This is a genomic window from Rhodococcus sp. MH15 (assembly GCF_019266045.1).
GTDB lineage: Bacteria > Actinomycetota > Actinomycetes > Mycobacteriales > Mycobacteriaceae > Rhodococcus_F > Rhodococcus_F qingshengii.
The window spans coordinates 152,332-179,142 of sequence record NZ_LPNP01000061.1 but is presented as its reverse complement, the minus strand read 5'-3'; the positions used below and the strand labels follow the sequence as shown (position 1 = coordinate 179,142).

Annotated in this window: 1 protein-coding gene; it reads right to left on the bottom strand. The window is 64.6% G+C overall.

The features are described from left to right. Positions 1-40 precede the first annotated feature (40 nt). Positions 41-26,602, bottom strand: a complete 26,562-nt coding sequence (locus ATN37_RS08805; protein ID WP_218695021.1) for a non-ribosomal peptide synthase/polyketide synthase — start codon at positions 26,600-26,602, stop codon at positions 41-43. Positions 26,603-26,811 lie beyond the last annotated feature (209 nt).

The window sequence follows — 26,811 nt, the reverse complement described above, 5'->3', positions numbered from 1 at the left end:
TCACCCTGTGTGTTTCACTCATACCCATGTCGAACCTGGTTCAGACACCCCACTGAGCGATAACTTCTCGCAATCGTACAGCTATGGTTGCCGCCGGACCCGGTTCGATCATCTGGTTGTGTTCGCAATCGACTACGGTGACTCGGATGTCCCCTTCCACAAACCTTCGCCATTCGGCGACATCGTGTCCGTTCTCCGTAGATCTTCCGGCTACGAAGAACTCGATGGCTCCAACGTGGACAGGCGGTTGGTGCCGATTCGTCAATTCGACGGAGTGGGAGTAACCGCGACTGATCCCCGCCAGATGCTCCGCTTCGATTCCGATTCCGGCACCCAGGGTCTGCTCCAGCAATTCCGCCGCTTCTTCGAAGGTCTCGACCGTCTTGGATCCCGCCGGCATCGCGAGCCCGGCCAGTAGTTCGGAGACCGAGAGTTCTGCGGGCTGATCGGAATCCGACGACGGATAGCTGTCGAGTATCGACAGAGTCACGTCACGTCCGCTCCGAGTGAGGCTGTGTGCCACGGCGTGTGCGATCACGCCGCCGAGCGACCAGCCGGCCAGATGGATCGGGCCGGTCGATGCCACGGCTGCAATGCGATTCGCGTAGTCGTCGGCGAGTTCGGTCAGCGAGTCGAAGCTGGGCCCGCCGCTCAGGGACGGTAGCTGAAGACCGTAGACGGGTTGATCCAGCTCGAGATGCTTGACGAATTCTGCGTAACCCCAGGACAATCCGATACCCGGATGGACGAAGAACAGTGGTGCACGATCGGATCCGGCGCGCAGCGTGATCATCGGGGCGAGAAGATCCGACGAATCGTCCGGCGAGTGTGCGTCCATTCCGTCGGCAGCCCGGGCGACTCCGGCAGGTGTCGGATCCAGGAAAAGCGATTGCAACGGCACTCGCATCCCGAGACGCTTCTCGAGTTCGATGGTGATGCGAGTGGCCACGATCGACGTTCCGCCCAGTTCGAAGAAGTCGTCGTCGACGCCGATGTGCTCGTGCCCGAGCACGGTCTCGAAGATGTCGACGACCGTTCGTTCGGTGTTGTTTGTCGGCGGTGCGTACGGGACCGTGCGTCGCTCGAAGCTCGGGGTCGGCAGTGCCTTGCGGTCCAGCTTGCCGACCGGTGTCACCGGAATGCGGTCGACGACGACGATCGCGCCGGGAACCATGTGCGCGGGCAGGCGAGAAGACAGATGGCGGCGAAGCTCCCAGTCGTCGACGGTCTGTCCTTCCACGGGCTGGATGTAGGAGGCGATCATCGTCTCCCCCGACGGCGCTTCGTGCCCGAGTGTGGCGGCGAAGTAGACGGATGGGTGTGCCATCAGGACAGAGTCGATTTCGCCGAGCTCGATGCGGAATCCGCGGACTTTGATCTGGAAGTCGCTGCGGCCCAGGTATTCGAGGGTGCTGTCGGAGCGCCAGCGCACCAGGTCGCCCGTGCGGTACATCCGCTGGCCTGGTTCGCCGAACGGATCGGCGACAAATCGGTCGGCGGTGAGGTCGGGACGATTGTGGTATCCGCGGGCGAGTCCGGGGCCGGTCACGTACAGCTCCCCGATGACTCCCACCGGCACGGGCTTGAGGTGCCCGTCGAGGACCAGTCCGGCGAAGCCGATGGCCGGTCGTCCGATGTTGATGTCCTTGCCCGGCCGCATGGGTTCACTGACGCTGGCCTGGATGGTGGATTCGGTGGGTCCGTATCCGTTGAACATGCGACGGTCGCGGCCCCAGATGTCCACGAGTTCGGGTGGGCAGGCTTCGCCGCCGACTGCGAGTACGCGGAGTTCGGGTAGCGCGGAGCTTTCGATCGAGCTGAGCGCGGTCGGAGTGATGAACGCGTGTGAGACGTGTTCGTCGGCAAAGATTTCGGCCAACTCGGATCCGCCGAAGACCGTCGGTGGGATGACGACCAGGCACGCTCCGCTGCCGAACGCCATCATGAGTTCGAAGACCGAGGCGTCGAAGCTCGGTGATGCCAGGTGAGAGATCCGCGAATAGGGCTGGACGTTGAATCTCTGATGTTCCTCGGCATTGAGGTTTGACAACCCGAGGTGGGTGACGATGACGCCCTTCGGCTTCCCGGTTGAACCCGAGGTGTAGATCAGGTACGCGGGATGCCCGTGATGCAAGGGGATCGTGCGGTCGCGATCGGTGATCGCGGCTGCGCTCTGGGCGTCGATCTCGTCGACGGTCTCGGCTTCATCGAGGACCATCCACTCGACCGTGTCGGGAAGTTGACTGCGGTGAGCGTCGTCGGTGATGCCGAGTACGGCCCGCGAATCGTCGAGCATGTGGTTGATGCGATCGTCGGGATAGTTCGGGTCGACCGGCAAGAATGCTGCACCGGTTTTCGTGACCGCCCAGATCGCGACGATCTCCGCGGTGGACCGCGGCAGACCCAGCGCCACAAAATCTTCGGGACCGACGCCGCGCCGACACAGCGCGCGCGCCAGCTTCGTCGATTCCTCGTCGAGCTCGCGGTAGGTCATCGACCTCTCGCGACTCGAGAGGGCTGGGGCATCCGGGTTCGAGGCGACTGCTTCGGCGAGGATCTCCGGCCACACCCGCGCTCGAGTCGCGGCGGCACCGGATGCCGGCACCAGGGCAGCTGTTTCGTCGGCGCCGAGGATGCCGATGTCGGCGATACGTGTTGCGGGTTCGCGTCTGACAGCGTCCAGGATCAGGCGCAGTCGGTCGGCAAACCGACGAATGGTGGCGGGTTCGAAGAGATCGGTTGCGAAGTCGAAGGCTGCGGACATCCCAGCCGGGATGCCGAACTCGTCGAACTTCTCGTCGACGATCAGCTCCAGGTCCTCCTTCGCGAATTTGGTTTCCACGGTCAGTCCGTCGATGTCGAGGCCGGGTAGGTGGAAATGTGCGGGTTCGTTGTTCTGAAGTTCGAGGGCGACCTGGAACAACGGTGAGTACGACGTGGATCTGGTTGGGTTGATGACGTCGACGAGCCGTTCGAATGGCAGGTCCGAGTTCTGGAATGCGGCCAGGTCGATTTCCCGGACGTGCTCCAACAGGTCGGCAAACGTGATGTCGGGATCGACGCTGGTTCGCAGGACCAGTGTGTTGACGAACATTCCGACGAGATGGTCGAGCGCTGCCTGACCTCGGCCGGCGATCGGTGTGCCGATGGTGACTTCGTCGGCGCCCGACAACTTGGACATCAGCACTGCGAGCGCGCCGTGCAGCGCCATGAACATCGTGACACCGTTTGCCCTGGTGAGGTCCGCGAGGGCGCGGTGGGTGTTCGCGTCGATGTCGAAGGTGAATCGGTCACCGTGGAAGGTCTGTTGCACGGGTCGCGGGTGGTCGGCGGGCAGTGCGATGACGTCGTCGAGTCCGGCGAGTTGCTCACTCCAGTAGTGCAATTGGCGACTGATGACGGATTCCGGGTCGTCTTCCGATCCGAGGACGCGATGCTGCCACAACGTGAAGTCTGCGTACTGCACCTCGAGTGGCGCCCACGTGGGCTCGGTCCCTGCCGTACGCGCCAGGTAGGCCGTCATCACGTCGCGTGCGAGCGGCGCCATCGACGATCCGTCGGCGCAGATGTGATGGACCACGACAAACAGAATGTGAACGGGTTCAGCGGTGTCGAGTCGGAACAGTGCCACGCGCAGCGGCAGGTCCACCGACACGTCGAAGCCGGTCGTGGCGAGTCGTTGCATGCGCTCCGCGAGCTCGTCCTCCCCCAACGTCATTTCACGGACCGGCGGTACTGCCTCGTCGACGGTGAGCACTTGCTGAATCGGATCGCCGCCGACGGCGGGGAACACCGTCCGCAGTGTTTCGTGCCGCTCGACGACGTCGGCGATGGCCTGTTGCATGGCCGTGACGTCGAGGTCACCGGTAAGGCGAACAGCTAGTGGGATGTTGTACGCGGCTGAGCGTGTGTCGAATTGGTTCAGGAACCACATGCGCTTCTGCGCCAACGAGAGCGGGACGCTGCCACTGCGCTCCATGGGAGTGAGCGGCACAGCGCCGACGGCAGTGACAGCGCTGGAGAGCCGTTCGGCGAGCTGAGCCGTCGTCGGTGCCTCGAACAGCACGCGCACCCCGACGTCGATGTTCAGTGCGGAGTTGAGCCGCGAGACCACGCGAGTGGCGATCAGCGAGTTGCCGCCGAGCTCGAAGAAATTGTCGTCGACGCCGACCCGTTCGACGCCGAGTACGTCGATGAACGCATCGGCGATCCGACGTTCGAGGCTGGTGCCGGGCGCCCGGAATTCCACACCGGTTCCGGTGAACTCCGGCGTCGGCAACGCTTTTCGATCGAGCTTGCCGACCGCGGTGCGCGGTAGCTCGTCGACGATCATGATGCTGGCCGGAACCATGTGCGAGGGAACACGTCCGGCGAGGTGCGCGGTGATCTCTGCCCCGGTCAGCGTCGATCCTTCCTCGACGGTGAGGTAGGACGCTAAAACTGTGGCGCCGGCCGGTCCGTCGACGCCGAGTGTCACGCAATTCGTGACACTCGCCATTGCGGTGATCTGGGCGTCGACCTCGCCGAGCTCGATGCGGAATCCGCGAATCTTGACCTGGAAGTCGCTACGCCCGACGTATTCGATGGTGTGATCGCTTCGCCAGGAGACGATGTCGCCCGTGCGGTACATCCGGTCGCCTGGCTTGCCGAAGGGGTCGGCGACAAATCGCTCGCTGGTCAGGCCGGGACGCCGGTGGTATCCGCGAGCCAGGCCGATGCCGGCGATGTACAGCTCACCGGGAGCTCCGACGGGTACGGGTTGCAGGCGCGAATCGAGGATCATCTCGTGCACGCCGCGGATCGGTCCACCGATCGTGATGGGTGCGCCCACTGTCATGGGTTCGCTGATGTCTGCCATGACGGTTGTCTCGGTCGGGCCGTAGGCGTTGACGAATTCTCGTCCGGGAGCCCAGAGGCCGACGAGATGCGGCGGTAGTGTCTCTCCCCCGACGACGACGTGCCGGAACTCGTCCAGGCCGGCCGGGTCGACGGTGGCGAGCGCTGCCGTGGTGACGAACGCGTGAGTGACGTGTTCGCGGCGGATGAGACTTGCCAGTTCGGCGCCGCCGTAGATGTCGGTCGGGACGATCACCATGGTGGCTCCGACACCGAATGCCTGCAGGTACTCGAAGACGGCTCCGTCGAAGCTGGGGGTGGCGAAGTGCAGGGTTCGAGAGTGGTGATCTGCGTGGAATCGACGCTGCTGGTCGAGTGCGAAGCTGTCGAGTCCGGTGTGGGTGACGACAACTCCCTTGGGTCGGCCGGTGGATCCCGAGGTGTAGACCACGTAGGCGGCGTTGTCCATGACCACCGGTGCACGCCGTTCGTCCTGGGTGATCGGCAGCGTGCAACTGGTGGCGACGTCGTCGTCGAATGCCTCTTCTCCGAGCACCAACCAGGACACGATGGGTGGAAGTGTGTCGATGGCGTCGACGACGGTCAACCCGAACAGCACCTCGGAGTCGCTGAGCATGTGTTCGATTCGGTCAGCCGGATAGGTGGGGTCGACGGGGACGAACGCTGCGCCGGTCTTGGCCACCGCCCACACCGCGAGTACGGATTCGACGGACCTTTCGATGCCGATGGCAACCGACGTCTCGGGCCCGGCGCCGCGGCGAATCATGGCTCTGGCCAACTGGTTCGAGCGCCGGTCCAGTTCGGCGTAGGTCATGGAACGGCTGCCGGCCGAGAGCGCGATGCGGTCGGGATAGGTGGCAGAGACGTCGGCGAGAATCTCTGGGAGCGTTCGCGCGGAGCGCCCCGGGGAGCCGAAGACCGGCGCAAGATCACGGCTCTCGAACTCCGTGAGAACCTGCAGACGGGCCAGCGGCTGATCCGGTGCCGAGGCGAGTTGCCCGAGGACGATGCCCACGCGCTCGGTGATCTTGGCGACTTCGCGGGCGGAGAAGTGCGTCGGCAAGTACTCCATCTTCAGATTCAGCGTGTCACTTTCGGACGCCACCACGGCAATCGGATAGTGCGCCGAGTCGCGTCCGTCGATGCCGAGAACGTGCATTCCCGCGATGTCGGTTTCGGCGGTCAGGGCTGTCTCGTCGACGGGATACGACTCGAATACCGTCAGGGTGTCGAAGGAACCGGCGGCGCCGACTGCTCCGGCGATGTCCGACAGTCCGATGTGGTGGTGGTCGAGCAATGACGCTTGCTCGGATTGGACGCGAATGGCCATTTCGGCGAGGGTTTCTCGGGCGTCGAGGCGGACTCGGACAGGCACCGTGTTGATGAACAGGCCGACTATCGATTCCACGCCGGGCACCTGTGGAGGGCGTCCTGAGACCGTTCCGCCGAAGACGACGTCGTCGCGTCCGAGAAGTTCGGCGAGCACGATTCCCCATGCCACCTGTACCAGGGTCGCCATGGTCAGGCCGCGGCTTCGCGCGAACGCCCGAAGAGTCTCGGCTCGTTCGGTCGGCAGCGAGTACGAGTGGATTTCACTTGCCACGGTTTCGGCGGCGGTGTCTGCCCTCGAGAGGTGGGTGGACGTGTCGACGCCCCGTAGCGCTTCTTGCCACGCCCGTAGCGAAGTCTCGGGTTCTTGCTTCGAGATCCAGGAGAGATAGTCGCGATACGACTGAACTCGGGGCAGAATCTCGGGGTCACCGTCGGTTGCGTAGAGAGTGAGCAGGTCTCGAAGCAACAGCGGGGTGGACCAGCCGTCGAGCAGGATGTGGTGGTTCGTCACGACGAGGCGTGCTTTGTCCGGTCCGATTCGCACGAGCATGAAGCGGATCAGCGGGGCTGTTTCCATGTCGAAACGATGAGCGCGATCGCGTTCGAGCAGTTGACCGAACGCGACTTCACTGTCTTCGGCCCCGGACAGGTCGATCTCGGCCCAGCCGATGTCGGCACCGGAACGGATCACCTGCAGTGCCCGCCCTCCCGGTGCGGAGACAAATCCCGCGCGCAGGCTCGGATGACGATCAACCAAGGCCTGCGCGGCGCGGCGCAGGCGCGGCGCCTCCACCCGACCCCCGAGCTCGAGGGTCAGTTGCACCATGTACGGGTCGATTTCGGTTTCGTCGAACTGGGCGTGGAAGAGCATGCCCGACTGCAGAGGTGACAGTGACCAGATGTCGGTCAGGTCGGGGAATCTGCGCTCGAGCTGTTCGATGCTCTGTTGATCCGCGGTGACGAGATCGAGATCGGTGGGCGTGAGCTCGCGCTCGGAGTGTTCCTCCACGTATTCACTCAGTGCGCCCAGTGCTCGGGTCCAGAGCTCCGCCAGTTCGGTGACTTCGGCCTCGCTGAGAATGCCGCGGGGGAAGGACCACGTAGCGCGCAGAATCGGACCGTGTGCGGTATCGGTCGTGACGGCGTTGATGTCGAGCACCGACGCGGCGGCCAATTCGCCGCTGTGCGCTTCGTCGAGGGTCACTTCCGAGATCGGCAGCCACGGCACTTCGCCGTGCTCGGGATCCGAGCCGGCAAATCGTCCGAGGTAGTTGAACGAGATCTGCGGCGTGGGCAGCTCACGAAGTTCCTCGTTTCGATCGAGGTACTTCAGGATGCCGAACCCGATTCCGTTGTCGGGCAGGCCGAGCAGCGTTTCCTTGACGAGTTTCACGGCGGAGGCGGCGGTTGATCCCCCGGCCAGTGCATCGACGACATCGAGTCCGGTGAGATCGATCCGGACGGGGAACAAGGTGGTGAACCAGCCGACCGTGCGCGAGAGGTCGGCGCCCGGTACGGCGTTCTCCTCGCGGCCGTGCCCTTCGAGGTTGACGAGCACGTCCCCGCTGCGCTGTCCGCGCGATCGACGCCAGGCGGTGACGGCAATCGCGAGAGCAGCGAGCAGTCCGTCGTTCACCGAGCCTCCGAAATGCTGAGGCACCGTCGAGATGACGTTCTCGGTCACGGAGGTCGGAACGTCGACGCTGACGCGGTCGACGGTGGCTCCGACATCGACGGCTGGGTCGAGCCCGCGTGCCCCGAGCAATGGCTCGTCGGTCCGCATTCTCGACCACAGGTCGATCTCGTCGCGTCGCTGCGCAGCGGTCTCGGCGAGCGCTGTCGCCCAGCGACGTATCGACGTTCCGCCCGGCGGAAGTATGGGTGTTTCTCCGTCGAACGCCGAGGCATAAGCAGTGACCAGGCCCGGGACGAGCATGCGCCAGGACACACCGTCGACCGCGAGGTGATGAAGGACCAGGAGCAACCGTCCGGCTTCGGCCCGGTTGCCGTTCGAGCTGACGGGATCCAACCAGACTGCGCTGATCATCTTCCCGTGTTCGGGATCGAGGCGGCTGGATGCGTCCTGCATCGCGGTTTCCGCAGCGGCGACGAATTCTTCGCCGCTGGTGGACACGATGGAGGTTCGGCGCAGGATGTCGGGGGCGGTGATGCTCCCTGGCTCGCGGATCTCGAGTTGGTGAGTCGCGGCGTCCAGGCGCGCCCGCAGCACGTCGTGACGATCGAGGATCGTTTGCAATGCTCGTTCCAGCGCGGGGCCGGAGACATCCGCGGGCAGTGCGATCAGCGCGCTCTGGCTGTAACTGCGGATCGTGCTCAGGTCACCGCGACTGCGTTCGACGAGCCACTCCATGATCGGCGTGAGCGGTAGCGGGCCGGCTCCCCCGCCGGGTAGCTCCGTGAGAACCGGTGCCGTTTCCGATGATTCGATGAGGAGCACTTTGGTGAGGCCGGCCACGGTCTTCGCTTCGAAGACGTCCCGCGGAGTGAAGACGAGGCCTGCGGACTTCGCCCGTGAGACGAGTTGGATCGACATGATCGAATCGCCGCCGAGACCGAAGAAGGAATCGTCCACTCCGATACTGCCCCGACCCAGCACCTCCGCGAAGAGGTCCGCGAGGACCGCTTCGGTAGCGGTGGCCGGCGCCCGCGTCGCCTCGGTTGTTCCCGTGACGGTGAAGTCCGGAGCCGGGAGGCTGCGTCGGTCGAGCTTTCCGTTGACCGTCAGTGGAAGCGATTCGAGGACGACGATGGCGGTGGGCACCATGTACTCCGCGAGTTCGGCGGCGACGAAGTCGGTCACCGTCGCTGAATCGACGGTACTGCCTGTTTCGGCGACCACGTACCCGACGATCCGCGGTGACGCTCCCTCCGTTCGAACAAGTGCTACCGAGGCAGCGACGCCGGGGCAGCGGAGCATTGCGGCTTCGATCTCGCCGAGTTCGATGCGGAAACCACGCACCTTCACCTGGAAATCACTGCGGCCCACGTACTCCAACTGCCCCGCGTCGTTCCACCTCGCCAGGTCCCCGCTCCGATACATTCGATCCCCCGAACTACCGAATGGATCGGGAAGGAACCGCACCGAAGTCAATGCGGGTTTCCCGAGGTATCCCCGAGTCACCTGATCACCGGCGACGTACATTTCGCCGACGACACCTGGTGGTACCAAGTTCAGTCGCCGATCGAGTACGTAGACGGACAATCCCGGTACTGCTCGCCCGATGATGCTCGCCGACGCGTGCTCGCTGTCGTTGCGGTCGAGTGCGATTCGACTGACGTGCACTGTCGTCTCGGTGATCCCGTACATGTTGACCAACGTCGGAGCCGTGTCGGCCCGCCTGTCGTACCACTTGCGTAACTGCCCGAGGTCGAGCGCTTCGCCACCGAAGACGACGTAGCGCAGTGCAAGGTCGGGATCCGTGCCGTTCGGTGAGTACGCACGGTCGGCTTCGGCGAGTTGGTAGAAGGCGGTGGGTGTTTGGTTCAGCACCGTCACTCGCTCCCTGCGGAGCAGTTCGTGGAACATGTCCGGTGATCTGGTCGTGTAGTAGTCGACGACGACCAGCCGGCCCCCGTGCAGCAGCGGCCCCCACAGCTCCCAGACGGAGAAGTCGAATGCGTACGAGTGGAACATGGTCCACACGTCCGTGTCGTCGAACCCGAACGTCGGGGCGGTGTTGTCCATCAGAGTCAGCACGTTGCGGTGGCTGACCTGGACACCTTTGGGGCGCCCTGTGGATCCGGAGGTGTAGATGATGTACGCGATCGCGTCGGGCAGAAGTGGTGTCGTCCGGTCCGCGTCGGTGATGCGATGGGGCGCGGAGTGATCGAGGCGTACCGCGATCTCCGGCGATCCGAGTTCGACGACGTCTATGCCGGATTCGATGATCTCCGAAGGTAGGTCGCTTCGGAAGTCTCCGGTCGTGACCAGGCATACCGGCCGCGCGTCGTCGAAGAGGAACCGCATGCGCTCGGCCGGGTAGGTGATGTCGACCGGCAGGTATGCCGCTCCGGTTTTGATGACGGCGACGAGGGCCAGCACGAGATCGGTGGTTCTGGGCATTGCAACAGCCACCACGGATTCCGGACCGATACCGCGGCCGATCAGGAGCCGCGCCAGGCGGTTAGCGCGCCCGTCCAGTTCGGCGTACGTCATGGCGCCGTCGCTGTCGTTGACCGCGGTCGACGACGGATGTGCTGCAACAGCCTCGAAGAATCGGTCCGCGATGTTGTCCGCTGGAGCCGGTTCGGCGTGAGTGTTCCACTCGGTCAGCATCTGTCGACGCTCGTCGGCGCCCACGACGTCGATGTCACCGGTAGGAGTCGACGGCTCTCGCGAGACCGCCTCGAGGATGGTGAGCAGTCTGCGCGAGAACGAATCGATCAAGTCACCGTCGAACAGGTCTGTGGCGTAGATGAATTCGGCGTCGATGCCATCCGTTCCGCCATCCGCGTCGTAACGCTCGGTGACCGAGAGTTGCAGATCGAACTTGGCGACGGGTAGGTCGAACTCGACTCCCGAGACCGACAGCCCCGGCAATTCGAGTTGTGGGAGTGCATTGTTGCGGAACTCGATGAGGATCTGGAACAACGGAGTGTGCGAAGTCGAGCGTTCCGGGTCGAGTGCGTCGACCAACCTTTCGAAGGGCAAATCGGTGTGCTGGAACGCGCCGAGGTCGCCTTCGCGAACCTGGGCGAGGACGTCCTCGAACGACGCGTCGGGCGTGATCTGTGTTCGCAGCACGAGAGTGTTGACGAACATACCGACTAGGTGATCGAGTTCGGCCTCGCCGCGGCCGGCGACGGGTGTTCCGATGGCGATGTCCTCGGTACCGGCCAGGCGCGCCGCAAGTACCGCCAGTGCTGCGTGCATGAGCATGAACATGGTGGTGCCGTGCTCACGTGCCAGGTCGGTCAGCGCCCGATGGGTCTGCGGCGATACCGCGAACCGGTGGACCGAACCGACCATGGACGGCTTTGCCGGACGTGGGAACGACGTCGGCAACGCGATCGGCTCGCCCAGTCCCGCGAGTCGGTCCTTCCAGTAATCGAGCTGACGGGTCAGAGCCGAGTCCGGATCTTCCTCGGAGCCGAGCACTTCGTGCTGCCACACAGCGAAGTCGCCGTACTGCACGGCCAGTTCCGACCAGTTCGGCGCACTGCCGGCACTGCGGGCCGCGTAAGCCGCTGCCACGTCCGCTGCGAGGGGGTTCATCGAGAACCCGTCGGCGACGATGTGGTGGACGACGATCACGAGTACGTGCCTGCGCTCGTCCCCGTCGACGCGCAGGACCGCGCAGCGGATCGGAACTTCGGCCGAGGCGTCGAAGCCTGCCGAGGCCAGCTCGAGGATTCGATCGGACACTCTGGCAGCAGTGACGATTTCCGGCTCCAGGATCGGCATGACCTCGTCGCTGGACATCACCTGCTGAACCGGCTGTCCGTCGATCGAGGGGAACTTCGTCCGCAAGCTCTCGTGGCGCCCCAGTACGTCCGCTACCGCGGCCTGCAATGCGGCGAAGTCCAGATCGCCGTCGAGGCGCACTGCCAGGGGAACGTTGTAGGCGGGGGACGTCACGTCGAACTGGTTGAGGAACCACATCCGCTTCTGTGCCAGTGACACGGGCAGTGGGTCCGGGCGGGATCGCCGAGTCAACGGTGGTCTGGGGTTCTCTCCGCGGCCGACGCTCTCCGCCAGACGCGAGAGCTGCCGAACTGTCGGAGACTCGAACAGTCCTCGAACGCCGATGTCGGTGCCGAGAAGTGCGTTGACGCGGGCGATGACGCGGGTCGCGGTCAGTGAGTTTCCGCCGACGTCGAAGAAGTGAGTGTCGATACCGATCGGAGACACTCCGAGCACGTCCTCGAAAACGCCCACCACCAGCCGTTCCAACTCGGTGGCCGGTCCAGTGAGTGTCTCGGCATCGGTGTCGAAACGAGGCGCCGGAAGAGCAGCCCGATCGACCTTGCCGACGCCGGTCAGCGGTAGTTCGTCGAGCACGACGACGCTTGCGGGCACCATGTGTGCCGGCAGTAGCTCCCGTGCCGCCGCCCGGATGTCCTCGGCGCTCACCCGGCGTTCGTCGTCGCAGACGACATATGCCGCCAAGGCCTGCTCGTCGGAGGGTCCGCGCACCGCCAACGTGACCGCGTACTCCACGCCGGGCAGCTGACCCAACGCCGTGTCGACCTCGCCGAGTTCGATACGGAAGCCGCGGATCTTGACCTGGAAGTCGCTGCGTCCGAGGTACTCGATGGTGCGGTCGCTGCGCCAGCGCACCACGTCGCCCGTGCGGTACATCCGCTCCCCCGGCTCGCCGTACGGGTTGGCGACAAATCGTTCGCTCGTCAGTGGTGAGCGCCCGTGATAGCCGCGCGCGAGTCCGACTCCGGCGACATACAGTTCGCCGGGAACTCCGACGGACACCGGTTGAAGTCTGCGATCGAGGACGACCTCGCTGAATCCGCGGTTCGGCGGTCCGAGATAGACCTTCTCGCCGGCCGGGATGGGGTCGCTGAGGTTGCAGGAGATGGTGGTTTCGGTGGGTCCGTAGACGTTGACGAACGATCTTCCCGGCGCCCAGGTGCGCACCAGGTCCGCCGAGGGCGCCTCGCCGCCCACCGTGATGGTGGTCAGTTCGTCGATTCCCTCGGGATCCACCGACGTCAGCGCTGCAGGCGTGATGAACGCGTGGGTGACATGTCCCTCGCGGAGAACGTCGGCCAGTTCGGTTCCTCCGTAGACGGTGGTGGGAGCTACGACCAGTTCGCCGCCGACGGCGAAGGCGAGCAGGTACTCGAGAACGGAGGCGTCGAAGCTCGGAGAGGCGAAATGCAGTGCGCGTGAATTCTCGGTGAGACCGTAGCGATGACGCTGTTCGTCGGCGAAGTTCTCGAGACCGGTGTGCGTGACGACGACGCCCTTGGGTCGGCCGGTCGAGCCCGAGGTGTAGATGAGGTAGGCGGTGTTCTCCAACCGCGGGGTTCCCCGGCGCTCGTCCTCGCGTAGCGGCGCCGCGGATACTCCGGAGAGCCGAGCGATGCTCGTCGGGTCGTCGAGTTCGAGCCACTTCGTCACACCGCCGTCGCCGGGTCTGTGGGCAGCCGTGGTCAATCCGAGCGAGGATGCCGAGTCCTCGAGCATGAACGAGATCCGGTCACTCGGGTAGCGAGGATCGATCGGCACGAAGGCGGCGCCGGTCTTGGTGATCGCCCAGACCGCTGCGACGGATTCGAAGGAGCGTTCCACACAGATCGCCACCCGTGAGTCCGGGCCGGCGCCTTCCGAGATGAGCACGCGCGCCCACTGGTTCGACGCCTCGTCCAGCTCTCGATAGGTCATCTTTCTCTCACCACAGGACAGTGCGACCCGTTCGGGGAATCTGCTCGCGGTGTCCGAAAAGATGCGATCGAGTGTCCTGACCGAGCGGCCCTGCCGGCCGCGCGCGGGAACCAATTGCTGCACTTGCGAATCCGGCATCAGGCGCAGTTTCGCCAGCGGGAGATCCGGTTGCGCGGTGATCAGCTCGAGGGTGCGGAGCAGCCGGTCGGCGATCGCGTCGATGTCGTGATCGCCCAGGACTCCCGGGAAATACTCGAATTTGAGCCGCAGTCGCCCGTCTGCCGCAGAGGCGACGATCGCGAGTGGATAGTGCGCGGCATCCTCGGCGTCGTGGACGTCGAGAACGTGCATTCCGGCTATGTCGGTACCGGAGGAGAGTCCACCGCGGTCGACGGGATACGACTCGAACACAGTCAGCGTGTCGAACGATGCAGCGGACCCCACAGCCGAAGTGATATGCGAAAGCCCGACATGATGGTGATCGGACAACCGCGCCTGTTCCGCTTGGACGCGAACGCACAGCGCCGCCAGGGACTCTCGCGGATCGAGGCGAACTCGGACGGGGACGGTGTTGATGAACAAACCCACCATCGACTCGACGCCGGACACCTGGGGTGGTCGGCCGGAGACGGTTCCACCGAAGACGACGTCGTCGCGGCCGAGGAGTTCGGCGAGCACGATTCCCCAGGCCACCTGGATCAAGGAGGCTGTCGTCAGGCCACGGGAGCGGACGAATCCACGCAGAAGTTCCGTCTCACCTTCTCCGAGCGCTGTGGTCGTCGAGCGTGAGGTAGCGCCGTCCTCGTCGACGGCGTGAGTTCCGGTGAGCAGCGTCGGGTCGTCGAGTCCGCGGAGTGCTTCGCCCCAGGCCTCGATCGACACGCTGTCGTCGCGAGTGCTGATCCAGCTCAGATAGTCCCGGTAGGGGTGTACGCGTGGGATGGCACTGTGATCACTGTCTGTCGCGTAGAGCGTCAGTAGGTCGCGGACCAGCAGCGGCATCGACCATCCGTCGAGGAGGATGTGGTGGTTGGTCAGGATCAACCGATACGCGTCGTCACCGGTTCGCAGAAGCAGGAACCGCAGCAGGGGCGGAGTGGCCATGTCGAAGCCGCGGACCCGATCCGCATGGAGAAGCTCGCGTATCTCGGTCGCCTGTTCGGTGGGGGCCAACGGAGAGATGTCGATCTCGGTCCACGGCACGTCAACGTCTGCGTTGATCACCTGCACCGATCGTCCACCGGTATCGGTCGTGAACGCCGCGCGTAGGTTCTCGTGTCTGTCGAGCAGTGCCTGTGCGGCACGGTGCAACCGGGACGCGTCGACGCCGTCGAGTTCGAGTGCGAGTTGGACGGTGTACGCGTCGACTGTGTGTTCGGCGTAGCGGGCGTGGAAGAGCAGTCCGGATTGCAGCGGTGAGAGGGACCAGACGTCGGTCAGTGTCGGGAACTCGCGCTCGAGGTGGTCGATGGAATCCTGGTCGAGGTCGATCAGGTCGATGTCGGACGGGGTGAGTCCCCCGCGTTCGCTGTGTTCGGCATAGGTGGCCAGCGCGCGCAACGCCTGCACCCAGAGGTCGGCGATGGCGCGAGCATCGCGCTCTGCCAGCACGCCGGTGGGATAGGCGATAGTGGCACCGATGTGCGGTGCGCCCGAGATCTCGGTGGTGACGACGTTGACGTCCAGGACCGAACCCACTGGCATCTCGGACCGCGCTGCCGCTTCCAGATCGACGTCCCGGGCCAGTGCCCAGTCCCCCAGTGACTCTCCTGCTTCGGTGCCGGAGAAACGGCCCAGATAGTTGAACGAGATCTGCGGTTGGCGGAGGTCTTCGAGTTCCGCTCGACCCACCTCGTCGAGGTAACGCAGAACTCCGTAGCCGATGCCGCTGTCCGGAACACCCAAGAGTTCTTCCTTGACACGCTTGAGCACCACCGCTGCCTCTGGGGCGCTGCTCATCACTTCCGCGATGTCGATGCCGGCCAGGTCGATCCGCATCGGGAAGACGCTGGTGAACCAGCCGACCGTGTGCAGGACGTCCGCACCGGGCACCACGTGAGCTTCGCGTCCGTGGCCCTCCATCGAGATGAGCACGTTGTCGGTTCGTATGCCCTGTGCCTGCCTCCACTGCGTCAGTGCCAGTGCGAGAGCAGCAACGAGACCGTCGTTGACTGATCCACCGAAAAGCGCCGGAAGCGTGGTCAGGACTGTGTCGGACAGTTCGACGGGTACGTCGGCGACAACTCGGCCGACCGAATCGAACGTGTCGAGCCGCGGGTCCAGCGGCCGGGTTCCGATCAGCGGGTCGGCACCTTCGAGTATCGAACGCCACCGGGGCAATTCGACTCTTCGATCGGGCGCGATGTCGCGGAGCGCATGCGACCAACGACGAACCGACGTGCCCGAGTACGACGGCTCCGGTTCCTCGCCTGCATCGATGCGGTGGAAAGCCGACGCAAGTTCCGGCACGAGGACGCGCCAGGAGACACCGTCGACGGCGAGGTGGTGGATCACCAGGAGCAGCCGGCCGGTGTTGCGCACGCCGGACAACCAGACGACCCGCACCATCACGCCCCGGCCGGGGTCGAGTTCTCGACGCGCACCGCCCAGTGCGTCGACGATCGCCGCGTCGAACACCGCGGTGCCCGGCTCGGCCTCTACCTCGATCACCCGGCAAATATTCTCGGCTGCAACAGATCCCGGCTCGCCGACAACAAGCCTGCGCTCGCCGTCGAGCTCGAGGCGTGCGCGAAGGATGTCGTGACGATCGAGAACAACTTGAAGAGCCGCGGTCAACTGCTCCACACTGTGAAGCCCGTGCGGCGCGTTGAGAAGAGTCGCTTGGGAGAACGAATCGAGACCTCGGAGATCGGAGCCGAGCCGGTCGAGCCACCACTGAGCCACCGGCATCAACGGCACGTGGCCCACGCCGTCTCCGGGAAGTTCCTCGAGCACCTCGGGTTCGTCGTCCTTGGTCGATGCCAGCAAAACCGCAAGACCGGCGACCGATTTCACCTCGAAGACGTCACGCGGGGTGAAGACGAGCCCGGCATCGCGGGCACGGGCGACGAGCTGAATCGACATGATCGAATCGCCGCCCATCGAGAAGAACGAGTCGTCGACGCCCACCGATTCGACACCGAGGACATCGACGAACAAGGCGGCCAGCGTGCGTTCGGTATCGGATTCGGCGGCCCGCGAGCGTGCCTGGGTTGCTCGCAAGTCGGGAACCGGCAGGGCTCGGCGGTCGAGCTTTCCGTTGGCAGTCATCGGCAGTTCGTCGAGAACGACCACGACCGCAGGAACCATGTACGGGGCCAGAGCCGAGCCCGCGAACGCGATGACGGCCTCGGGATCCACAGTCTGAGCGTCGTTGGCAGGCACGACGTATCCGACGATCCGTGCGGCGCCTCCGTCACGTTCGAGCGTGGTCACCACGGAATGTGCAACGCCGGGATAGCGAGCCAGAACTGCCTCGATCTCGCCGAGTTCGATGCGGAATCCGCGAATCTTGACCTGGAAATCGCCTCGACCCTGGTACTCGAGTTCGCCGTTCTTGTTCCACCTGGCGAGGTCACCGGTTCGGTACATCCGTGTGCCCGCACTGCCCGCGGGATTGGGCACGAATCGTTCGGCGGTCGTGCCGGCGCGGTTTCGGTAACCGCGGGCGAGTCCGTCGCCGCTGACGTACAGCTCTCCCGTCACTCCGACCGGGACGCGGTGCAGGCGATTGTCGAGGACCCACGCGCTGATGCCTGTCGACGGGCGACCGATCGTCACTCGATCGGTCGGGGACATCGGCTCGGTGATGCTGGCGACGACCGTCGATTCGGTTGGTCCGTAGGCATTGATCATGATCCGGTGATCGCTGACCCAGGCGGCGACGAGGTCGGGTGGGCAGACGTCGCCGCCGGTTCCGATGCACACCAGCTCGTTCAGTCCGCTCGGATCGACCGTGGCCAGAGCGGCTGGTGTGATGAAGGCGTGCGTGACGTGCTGGTCGGCGATCAGACTCGTCAGTTCGGTTCCGCCGATGATGCTCGGTGGGGCGATGACCATCGTGGCCCCGGCACCAACAGCCATCAGGAGTTCGAGAATCGAGGCGTCGAAGCTCGGTGAGCTGAAATGCAGCGTGCGCGAGGTCGACTCGACGCGGAAGCGACTGCGTTCCTGCTCGGCGAGTGCCGAAAGCCCACGGTGAGTGACCATGACGCCTTTGGGGACGCCGGTGGAACCGGAGGTGTAGATGACATAGGCCGGGTTGTCCAGGGACACCGCAGCCAGCAGCTCCGAGGCACCTATCCGCTGATCACCGATCTGTTCGAGGGTTGCGAGTGTCTTTGCCTGATCGAGCAGAACGGCGTCTGCCTCGTCGGGGACGACACCCACATGCTCGGCGGTGGTGAGAACGACGCCCGCTCCCGAGTCGTTGATCATGTGGTGCACGCGGTCGACGGGATACGCCGGGTCGACGGGTACGAATGCAGCGCCGGACCGGGCAACCGCCCAGATCGCGACCACGGATTCCAGTGAGCGTGGTAATGCCAGGGCGACAACGGATTCCGGACCGACCCCGCGGCTGATCAACAGTCGTGCAAGCCGGTTGGCGCGGTGGTCCAGATCGGAGTAGGTCAGATGGCGGTCGCCGAAAATCAGTGCAGTCCTCTGCGGTTCGTCGACGTACTTGCGCTCGAGCAACGTCGAGAAGTGAACCTGCTCGGGAAGTTCCGGTGCGACGGCGCGAATCGTGTCGAGATCACTCACGAGATCGATGTCGCCGACCGGCGTGTGCGGTGATTCGGTGACAGCACCGAGAATCCGAACCAGGTATCGAGCGAAACCTTCGACGGTCGACTCGTCGAACAGGGCGCTGGCGTAGGTGAACCCGGCCTCGATTCCGGCCGGCCGGCCGTCGTCGTCGAAGGTCTCGGCAAGCGTGAGTTGCAGATCGAAATTCGAGACGGCGGATTCGAGTTCGAGGACCTCGACGTCCAAATCCGTCAGACTAACTGCTGGCCGAGTGGTGTTCTTGAACTCCAGCATCACCTGGAACAACGGTGAATGCGACGTCGACCGCTCCGGAGCCAGCGCATCGACGACGCGCTCGAAGGGGACGTCTGCGTGAGCGAAGGCGTCGAGGTCGGTGCTGCGAACTCTGGCCAACAGATCGGTGAACGAGGCGGCGGGGTCGACGTCGGCGCGCAGGACCAACGTGCCGACGAACATACCGACCATCGGATCCAGCAGGGCATTTCCGCGCCCGGCGATCGGTGAGCCGATCGTGATGTCTTCCATGCCGGACAATCTCGCCACGAGCACTGCGTATGCGGCGTGTACCGCCATGAACATACTGCTTCGGTGTTCGATCGCGGTTTCGCTCAGACGACGGTGGATGCCGGCATCGATGTCGAATCGAACGACGCCGCCCGAGAGATCCTGCACACGCGGACGCGGTCGATCTGCGGGGAGCGCAAGAAGTTCGGGAACACTCGCCAGTTGACGTGTCCAGTACTCGAGCTGACCGGCAAGAGTGCTGTCCGCTTCGTCGATCCGACCGAGAGCCCTTTCCTGCCAGATGGCGAAGTCCGCGTACTGGACCGGAAGAGGAGACCAGTCGGGCGCCTCACCTCGATGCCTTGCCGAGTACGCGCTCATCACGTCGAACGCCAACGGTGCCATCGAGAATCCGTCGGCGCAGATGTGATGGACGACCACGGTCAGGACGTGATCTTCTTCGTCGACCTCGATCAGTTCCGCCCTGATCGGTGGAGCCTGCGTGACGTCGAAGCCCCTCGAGGTGAGACGTTCGATCTGCCCGAGTACCGCTTCGGCGTTCGCGGCGACAACCGGCAGCGCGCCCAACGCTTCACCGGGTTCGACGATCACCTGCGCCGGCACTCCCTCGACCATGGGAAACAGCGTGCGCAGCGATTCGTGGCGAGTAAGCACGTCGGTGATCGCGCCCGCCAACACGGCAACTTCCAACCGGCCTCTCAGCCTGATCGCTATGGCGACGTTGTACGCCGCGGACGTGACGTCGAATTGATTGACGAACCACATGCGCTTTTGTGCCAGCGACAGCGGGATCGTCTGTGGCCGCGGCAATGCCTCGAGCGGAAGGACTGCCGGTCCCCCTCGTGCCGTGGCGCACTCGACCGCCAACTGCGCAACGGTCGGCGCGTCGAACAACTCTCTGATCGACAAGTTCAACGACAGCGAATCGTTCACGCGCGCCACAGCGCGTGCAGCGACGAGGCTGTTTCCGCCGATCTCGAAGAAGTTGTCGTGAACACCGACTGCCCCGGATTCCAGAAGCTCCTCGAAGATCGCCGCCAACTGCGCTTCGAGCGGTGTTCGCGGCGCCAGATACGTCTGCGAACTGTCGAAGCTGGGCGCGGGCAGAGCCTTCCGATCAAGCTTGCCGGTCGAACCGAGAGGGAACACGTCGAGGGCGATGACCACAGCGGGAACCATGTAGGCCGGAAGGAGACCTCTCAACTCGGTGCGTAGGCCGTCCGTGTCGATCGAAGTGCCGGTGTCGGCGATGACGTAGCCGACCAAACTGTCACCGACCACGTCGTCGTGATGGACGAGAGCAGCAGCTTGCGCGACACCGGGCAGCCTGAGCAATGCTGCTTCGACCTCGGCGAGTTCGATGCGCTGGCCGCGGATCTTGACCTGGAAATCGCGTCGACCGACATAGTCGAGCAGCCCGTCGGCGCGCCACCGGACGACATCACCGGTTCGGTACATCCGGGTGCCAGACGGGCCGTACGGGTCGGCCACGAACCTGTCGGCGGTGAGATCGCTGCGCCCGAGGTATCCACGCGCCAGTTGCACTCCCGCCAGATACAGCTCGCCGTGAACGCCGACCGGAACCGGATGCAGCCGCCCGTCGAGGACATAGAGCTGGGTGTTCCACACGGGCGCACCGATGGGAACGGTGACGGTCATGTCGGGGGTGAATTCGGCGGCGCTGACGTCGACGGCAGCCTCTGTGGGTCCGTACAGGTTGAACAGTCCCGCAGAACTCAGACGGGTGAACGCCTCCGCAGTGGTAGGCGCGAGGGCTTCACCGCTGCAGAACACCTGACGCAGGCTCGCACACTGCCCGGCAGTCGCGGCAGCGACGAATTCCGCGAGCATCGACGGAACGAAGTGCGCCGTCGTGACGCCTCTGTCGGCAATCAACGCCGACAGGTACCCGGGATCACGGTGCCCGTCCGGTTCCGCGATCACCAACTGCGCGCCGGTCTGCAGGGGCCAGAACAGTTCCCACACCGAGACGTCGAAGGTCACCGGGGTCTTGTGCAGCACCACGTCCGACGCGTGAAGGGGGTACGTGTCCTGCATCCACAGCAGGCGATTGACGATCGAACGGTGTGATACTGCAACACCTTTCGGTCGACCCGTCGATCCGGACGTGAAGATCACGTAAGCAGCATTGTCCGGGCGCAGGGGTCCGAGCCGATCAGCGTCGGTGATCGGCGCCGTCGTGGACACCTGACGATCGAGATCGACGTCCACGATCGGGACTCGCGCGGGAAAAGCGCCGTGGTCCTGGGGCCGGCTCAGCACGCAGATCGGTTCCGCGATGTCGAAGACGTACGCGATGCGCTCGGCGGGATGATCGGGATCCACCGGGACGTATGCCGCACCGGCACGGATCACGGCGTGGACCGCGACGAGTAGTTCCGGTGACCGTCGAATCGACACCGCGACGCGCATGTCCGGGCCGACCCCGCGGGCAATGAGGGTTCTGGCAAGTTCACCGACCCTCGCGTCGAACTCCGCATAGGTCAGTGTCCGCTCGCCGAAGACCAGCGCGGCCCCCTCGGGTGTCCGGGCTGCCTGCTCCGCCACCAGGTCCGAGAGGGTGGTGATCGGTACGGCGTGTTCGGTGGCATTCCAACGCTCGAGGACCAGTTCCGCCTCGCCCGGAGCTGTGAGATCGACGTCGCCGACGACGGATTCCGGGTAGGCAGCTACCGCGTCGAGGAGCATCGTGAAGCGATCAGCGAGGCCGGACATGGTGTCCGAGTCGAAAAGCTGGCTGGCGTAGTTCAACTGGCCGTCGATATGGTCGCCGCGGTCGGTGAGAATGACCTGAAGATCGAACTTTGCCGCGCCCGTCGACAGTTCGTCGACCGTGACCTCGAGCTCGGGCAAAGTGACCTCGGTGGGAGCGGCGCCCTGCATCACCAGCATCACCTGGAACAGCGGCGCCTGGTTGTCTGCGAGGGATTCGACGAGTACGTCGTACGGCACTTCGGTGTGCTGCAAGGCCGCCACGTCGACGTCGCGGACGCGGGTGAGAACTTCACCGAAGGTGAGTCCCCCCTCGAGAACCGTCCTCAGCACCACCGTGTTGACGAACATTCCGACGACGTCGTCGAGAGCGCGCTCGCTCCGCCCGGCCACCGGAGTGCCGATCGTGATGTCGTTCGCTCCGGATTCTCGGCTGAGCAGGACGGCCAGCGCGGCGTGGATCACCATGAACACGCTGACATCGCTGCGCGCCGCGATCTCGCCGACCCGGCGGTACGTCGCGGAGTCGATCCGGAAATCGAGATCGTCACCGCGCAGCGAGACACCCGCAGGGCGCGGATGATCCATCGGCAGTTCCGCGAGCTCACCGCGTTCGGTGAGCGTGTGCGACCAGAACCGCAACTGCTCGGCAAGAATCGAATCCGGGTCGGACGCTTCACCGAGCGCTCCGCGTTGCCACTCGCTGAAATCGCCGTACTGCACTTCGAGTGGCAGCCACGCCGGCACGCGTCCGCTCGCCCGCGAGGCGTACGCCACCATCACGTCACGAGCCAGCGGCGCCATCGACAGGCCGTCTGCTGCAATGTGGTGCACGACGAGGACCAAGGTGTGCTCGCGTTCGTTCACCTCGAGCAGAGTCGCGCGGATCGGCACCGATTCGCTGACGTCGAATCCCTCTCGCGCGAGCTCACTCGCCCGCGCCGAGGTCGCTGCGGCAGGTACCGTTTCCACCTCGAGATGATCGAACATCTCGTCCACACCGAGAACGTGCTGGACGGGGCCACGCGCACTCTCGGGGAAAACGGTCCGCAAGATCTCGTGTCGAACGATGACGTCCCGCAGCGCGGTGAACAGTGCATCGACGTCGAGATCGCCGGTCATCGAAACCGCGATCGGAATGTTGTACGCCGGCGAACTCGGATCGAGTTGATTGGTCAGCCACATTCGTTGCTGCGCCAGAGATACCGGTATCCGGTCAGGGCGATCGATACGCGTCAGTGCCGGGGCACGTGTGTTCCGCGAGTCCGCGAGGTCGGCGCGTGCTGCCAGAGCGGAGACGGTCGGCGCCTCGAAGAGGTCGAGAACGCTCAGCGTCGTTCCGAGAGCTCCGTTGACCCGCGACACGACGCGGGTCGCGATCAACGAGTCACCGCCGAGGTCGAAGAAACTGTCGTCTGCTCCCGCCCGGGTGATACCGAGCAGATCGCAGAACACCGCCGAAATTCGCTTCTCGGTCGAGGTCTCGGGGGCACGGTATTCAGCCGACCCGCCCACAGAATCGATGTCCGGTAACGCTTTCCTGTCGATCTTTCCTGCCGGAGTCAACGGAATGGAGTCGAGGACGACGATCCGCGCCGGAACCATGTGGGCTGCCAACGAAGATCTCGCGTGGGCGACCAGCTCGGAGTTGTCGATGTTTGTGCCCGCAGCCGCCGTGACGTACGCCGCCAACAGTGTTTCCCCACTCGGGCCCGCAACTCCGGCGGTGACTGCCTGTGCGACGCTCGGGTGGCGGCGCAGCACGTCGTCGATCTCGCCGAGCTCGACGCGGAAACCGCGGATCTTGATCTGGAAGTCGCTCCGGCCGAGGTACTCCAGCTCACCCTCGCCGTTCCACCGCGCGAGGTCACCCGTGCGGTACATGCGCTCTCCCGCAACACCGTTGGGGTCGGCAACAAATCGTTCGGCCGTAATCGTGGCACGCGCGTGGTACCCGCGCGCCAAACCGACACCGCTCACATAGAGCTCGCCGGCGACACCGATCGGCACCGGTTGAAGCCGCGAGTCCAGGAGGACGGTTGCGGCTCCGCGCATCGGCTTCCCGATGGTGACGGGAACATCGCTGCTCAGCGGTCCGGTCAGAGTGGCGACGACGGTGGTTTCGGTCGGTCCGTACGCGTTGAACATCGAGCGTCCGTGTGACCACTGATCCACCAGCGCGGGTGAGCATGCGTCGCCGCCGGTCACGACCACTCGTAGATCCGGTAGGCCGGCGGGATCGACTGTTGCCAGCGCGGCCGGGGTGACGAAAGCGTGGGTGACCCGTCCGATACGCATCACCTGTGCCAGTTCGTCGCCGCCGTACACGGTGGGCGGCGCGATCACCATCGTTGCCGCGCCCCCGAAGGCAAGGAGGAGTTCGAGGACCGAAGCGTCGAAGCTCGGCGAAGAGAAATGCAGGGTGCGGTCTCCAGGTTCGACTCCGAACCTGACTCGTTCTTCGTCGGCGAAGCTGCTCAGCCCGCGGTGACTGACCACGACGCCTTTGGGGACACCAGTGGAGCCGGACGTGTAGATGAGGTATGCCGGATCGTCGTAGCTCAGGCGCGTACGCCGCTCGGCGTCGTCGACCGGTGCATCGGAATGGTGCGAGGTGTCCAGTTCGTCGAGGAGCAGCCAATCCACCGAATCGGCGAGCCCGCCGTGGTGCTCCCCCACACTGATTCCGACTACAGCTCCCGAATCGGTGAGCATGTGCCGAATACGATCCTCGGGGTAGTGCGGATCGATCGGGAGGAAGGCACCGCCGGTCTTGGCCACCGCCCACGTCGCGGTCACCGATTCGAGAGACCTCGACAGCGCAAGGGCGACATAGGTGCCGGGGCCGACTCCCCTGTTGATCAGTTCACGGGCGAGTGTGTTCGACTCGGCGTCGAGATCCCGGTAGCTCACCTCACGATCACCGAAAACGAGCGCTGGGGCATCGGGGTTCACAGCCGAGGCCCGGCGGAGAATATCGGGGAGGGTCAACGGGGAGGACGCGGTCGCTCCCCGCGCCGGTACCAGGGACTCACGCTCGAAGTCGTCGAGGAGATCGAGGTCTCCGACCGGCGTTCGCGGGGCTGCTGCTGCGCCTGCAAGGATCCGCACCAGTCGCGAGAGGAAGGCTCGGACCGTGGATTCGGCGTAGTGCTGCGTGGAGTACGCAACCTCGAGGGCGCCGGTATCTGCGTGGACGTCGATCGCCACGTCGAGGCCGGCAATCGTGGTCTCCTGCGAGCCGTCGTTGAGGTGGACGTGCAACTCGGGCAGTGCGGGGACACCTGCCGCCGATCGAATCGACAACGTATCGCGTTCTCGAGCAAGAGAACTCACGAACTCGTCGAACGGCGCCGCCGGATCGACCTCGCAGCGCAGGGGCAAAGTTCCCCACTCGGTCCTCGTTCCGATCAGCACGTCCCGGCGCTCGGTCGATCTCGACAGCAACGAAGCAAATGCGGCATGGACAACGGCAAAGAGGGAGACGCCTTCCGTGCGCGCAAGTTCGGCGACCGCGGGATCGAGTGGGACGCTCAGCCGATTCGTACCGGTGGGCTCCGATTCGGCGTCGATTCGCTCGAGGCCCAGTGTGGAGCCCTCGTCGGAGTCCCCCAGGTATCTCGCCCAGAACCGCTCGAGTTCCCTGCGCTGTGCACTGCGCGCCCCTGCCTCGGCACTTGCCGGATGAATCCGGTTCATCGGCGTACCGGCCGGTGCTGCTGTCAGTTCTGCGACCAACTCGGTGAACGCCCGGTGGTGCTCGGCCAGTTCGTCGTGGCCGTAGCGATTGGGGTTTCCGCGAAAGTCGATCAACGTCTGCGCCGGATCGCCGCTCTGGTACACGTTGACCAGCAGATCCTCGACCGGACCCGACGTGACGATGTGATACTCACCGGTCAGTGGCCCGAGGGTTATCTCCTGCCGGAAGAGCATCACATTCATCATCGGGCCGGACAGACGCGCGTCGCCGACGGTCAGACCGGCATCACGCCGGATGTCCTCGAGGCTGCATCGCTGATGACGAAGCGCACCGAGAAGTTCGAGTTGCACGCGCCCGACCAGATCGTCGACACTTTCGTCCGGGTTTACGTGGATGTGTAGCGGCGCGACGTTGACCAGCATTCCGCCGGACCGCTGCAGCGGTGCCGTCGTCCTCGCGGAAACCGGCAGGTTGATCAGCACGTCGTCGTAGCCGGTACTGCGGGACAGGTAGCACGCCAGTGCCGAAATCAACACTGCGGCCGGAGTTGCACCGGAACGTGAATTCCACTCGTCCAAGGCAGCAAGGCTGTTCGCCGACATCGCGGCACTGACGAGTTCACTGCGTGCAGTCGGGGGTCCCTCACGGGTGGCCAACGTCGAACCGTGTTCGACGCCCGACACACGCTGGGCCCAGTACTCGCGGTCGGCTTCGAATCGGCTCGATTCGCGGTACTTCTGGTCGAGCTCGGACAGCGTCGTGACGTCGAGCGCCTTGTTCACCGCAGGCTCTCGACCTTCGACGGCTGCGGTGTAGATCGCCGCAATCCGATTGACGATCGTCATACCGCTGTATCCGTCGAGAGCGACGTGATGAATCCTGGTGTACCACAGGTAATCCCGATCACCAGTTTGAAGAATTGTCATCTCGACGAGACGATCGCGAGTCAGATCGAGCGTCGTCGCGTAATCGTTGTCCATCCACTCCGAGGCAGCCTGCCGAGGGTTCTCACGCTCGCGGAAGTCGAAGTAGTCGATGCCCGGGTCGATTGTGAAGTCCACGATCTGGCAGGGCTCCCCATCCGGGTACATCAACCGTAGAAACGGTGATTCGAACTCGTGGGCAGCCTCCACCGCGGCGCGACTGAGCAGTTGCATGTCCAAATCGCCGTGGAACTCGATGTACTGCGCGATGAAGTACGGGACCGTCGGGTGAAGTTGCTGCGCAAACCACATGCTGCGCTGCACCGCAGACAGGGGGAACGCTCCTGCCGGCAGGCTTCGCGATCCGGTGAGCGGGTCGATCCTCTTGTCGGTATCCATCACGACCACCCCCACAGAGCGTTGTGACGATCAGCGTTGTCACGATCAGCGCCGGGAAGTGTGGCTCGGGGATTGAAGAGAAACATCGCACCGCCTCGATATCGAGTGGAAACCATGTGGCGATCCTGCGAGAGCGCAGCCGAAGGTCATCGACCTCGACGAAGGGTCGCTTCGAAGTCCGAACCTCCCCGAAGGTCCGAACTCAGGAT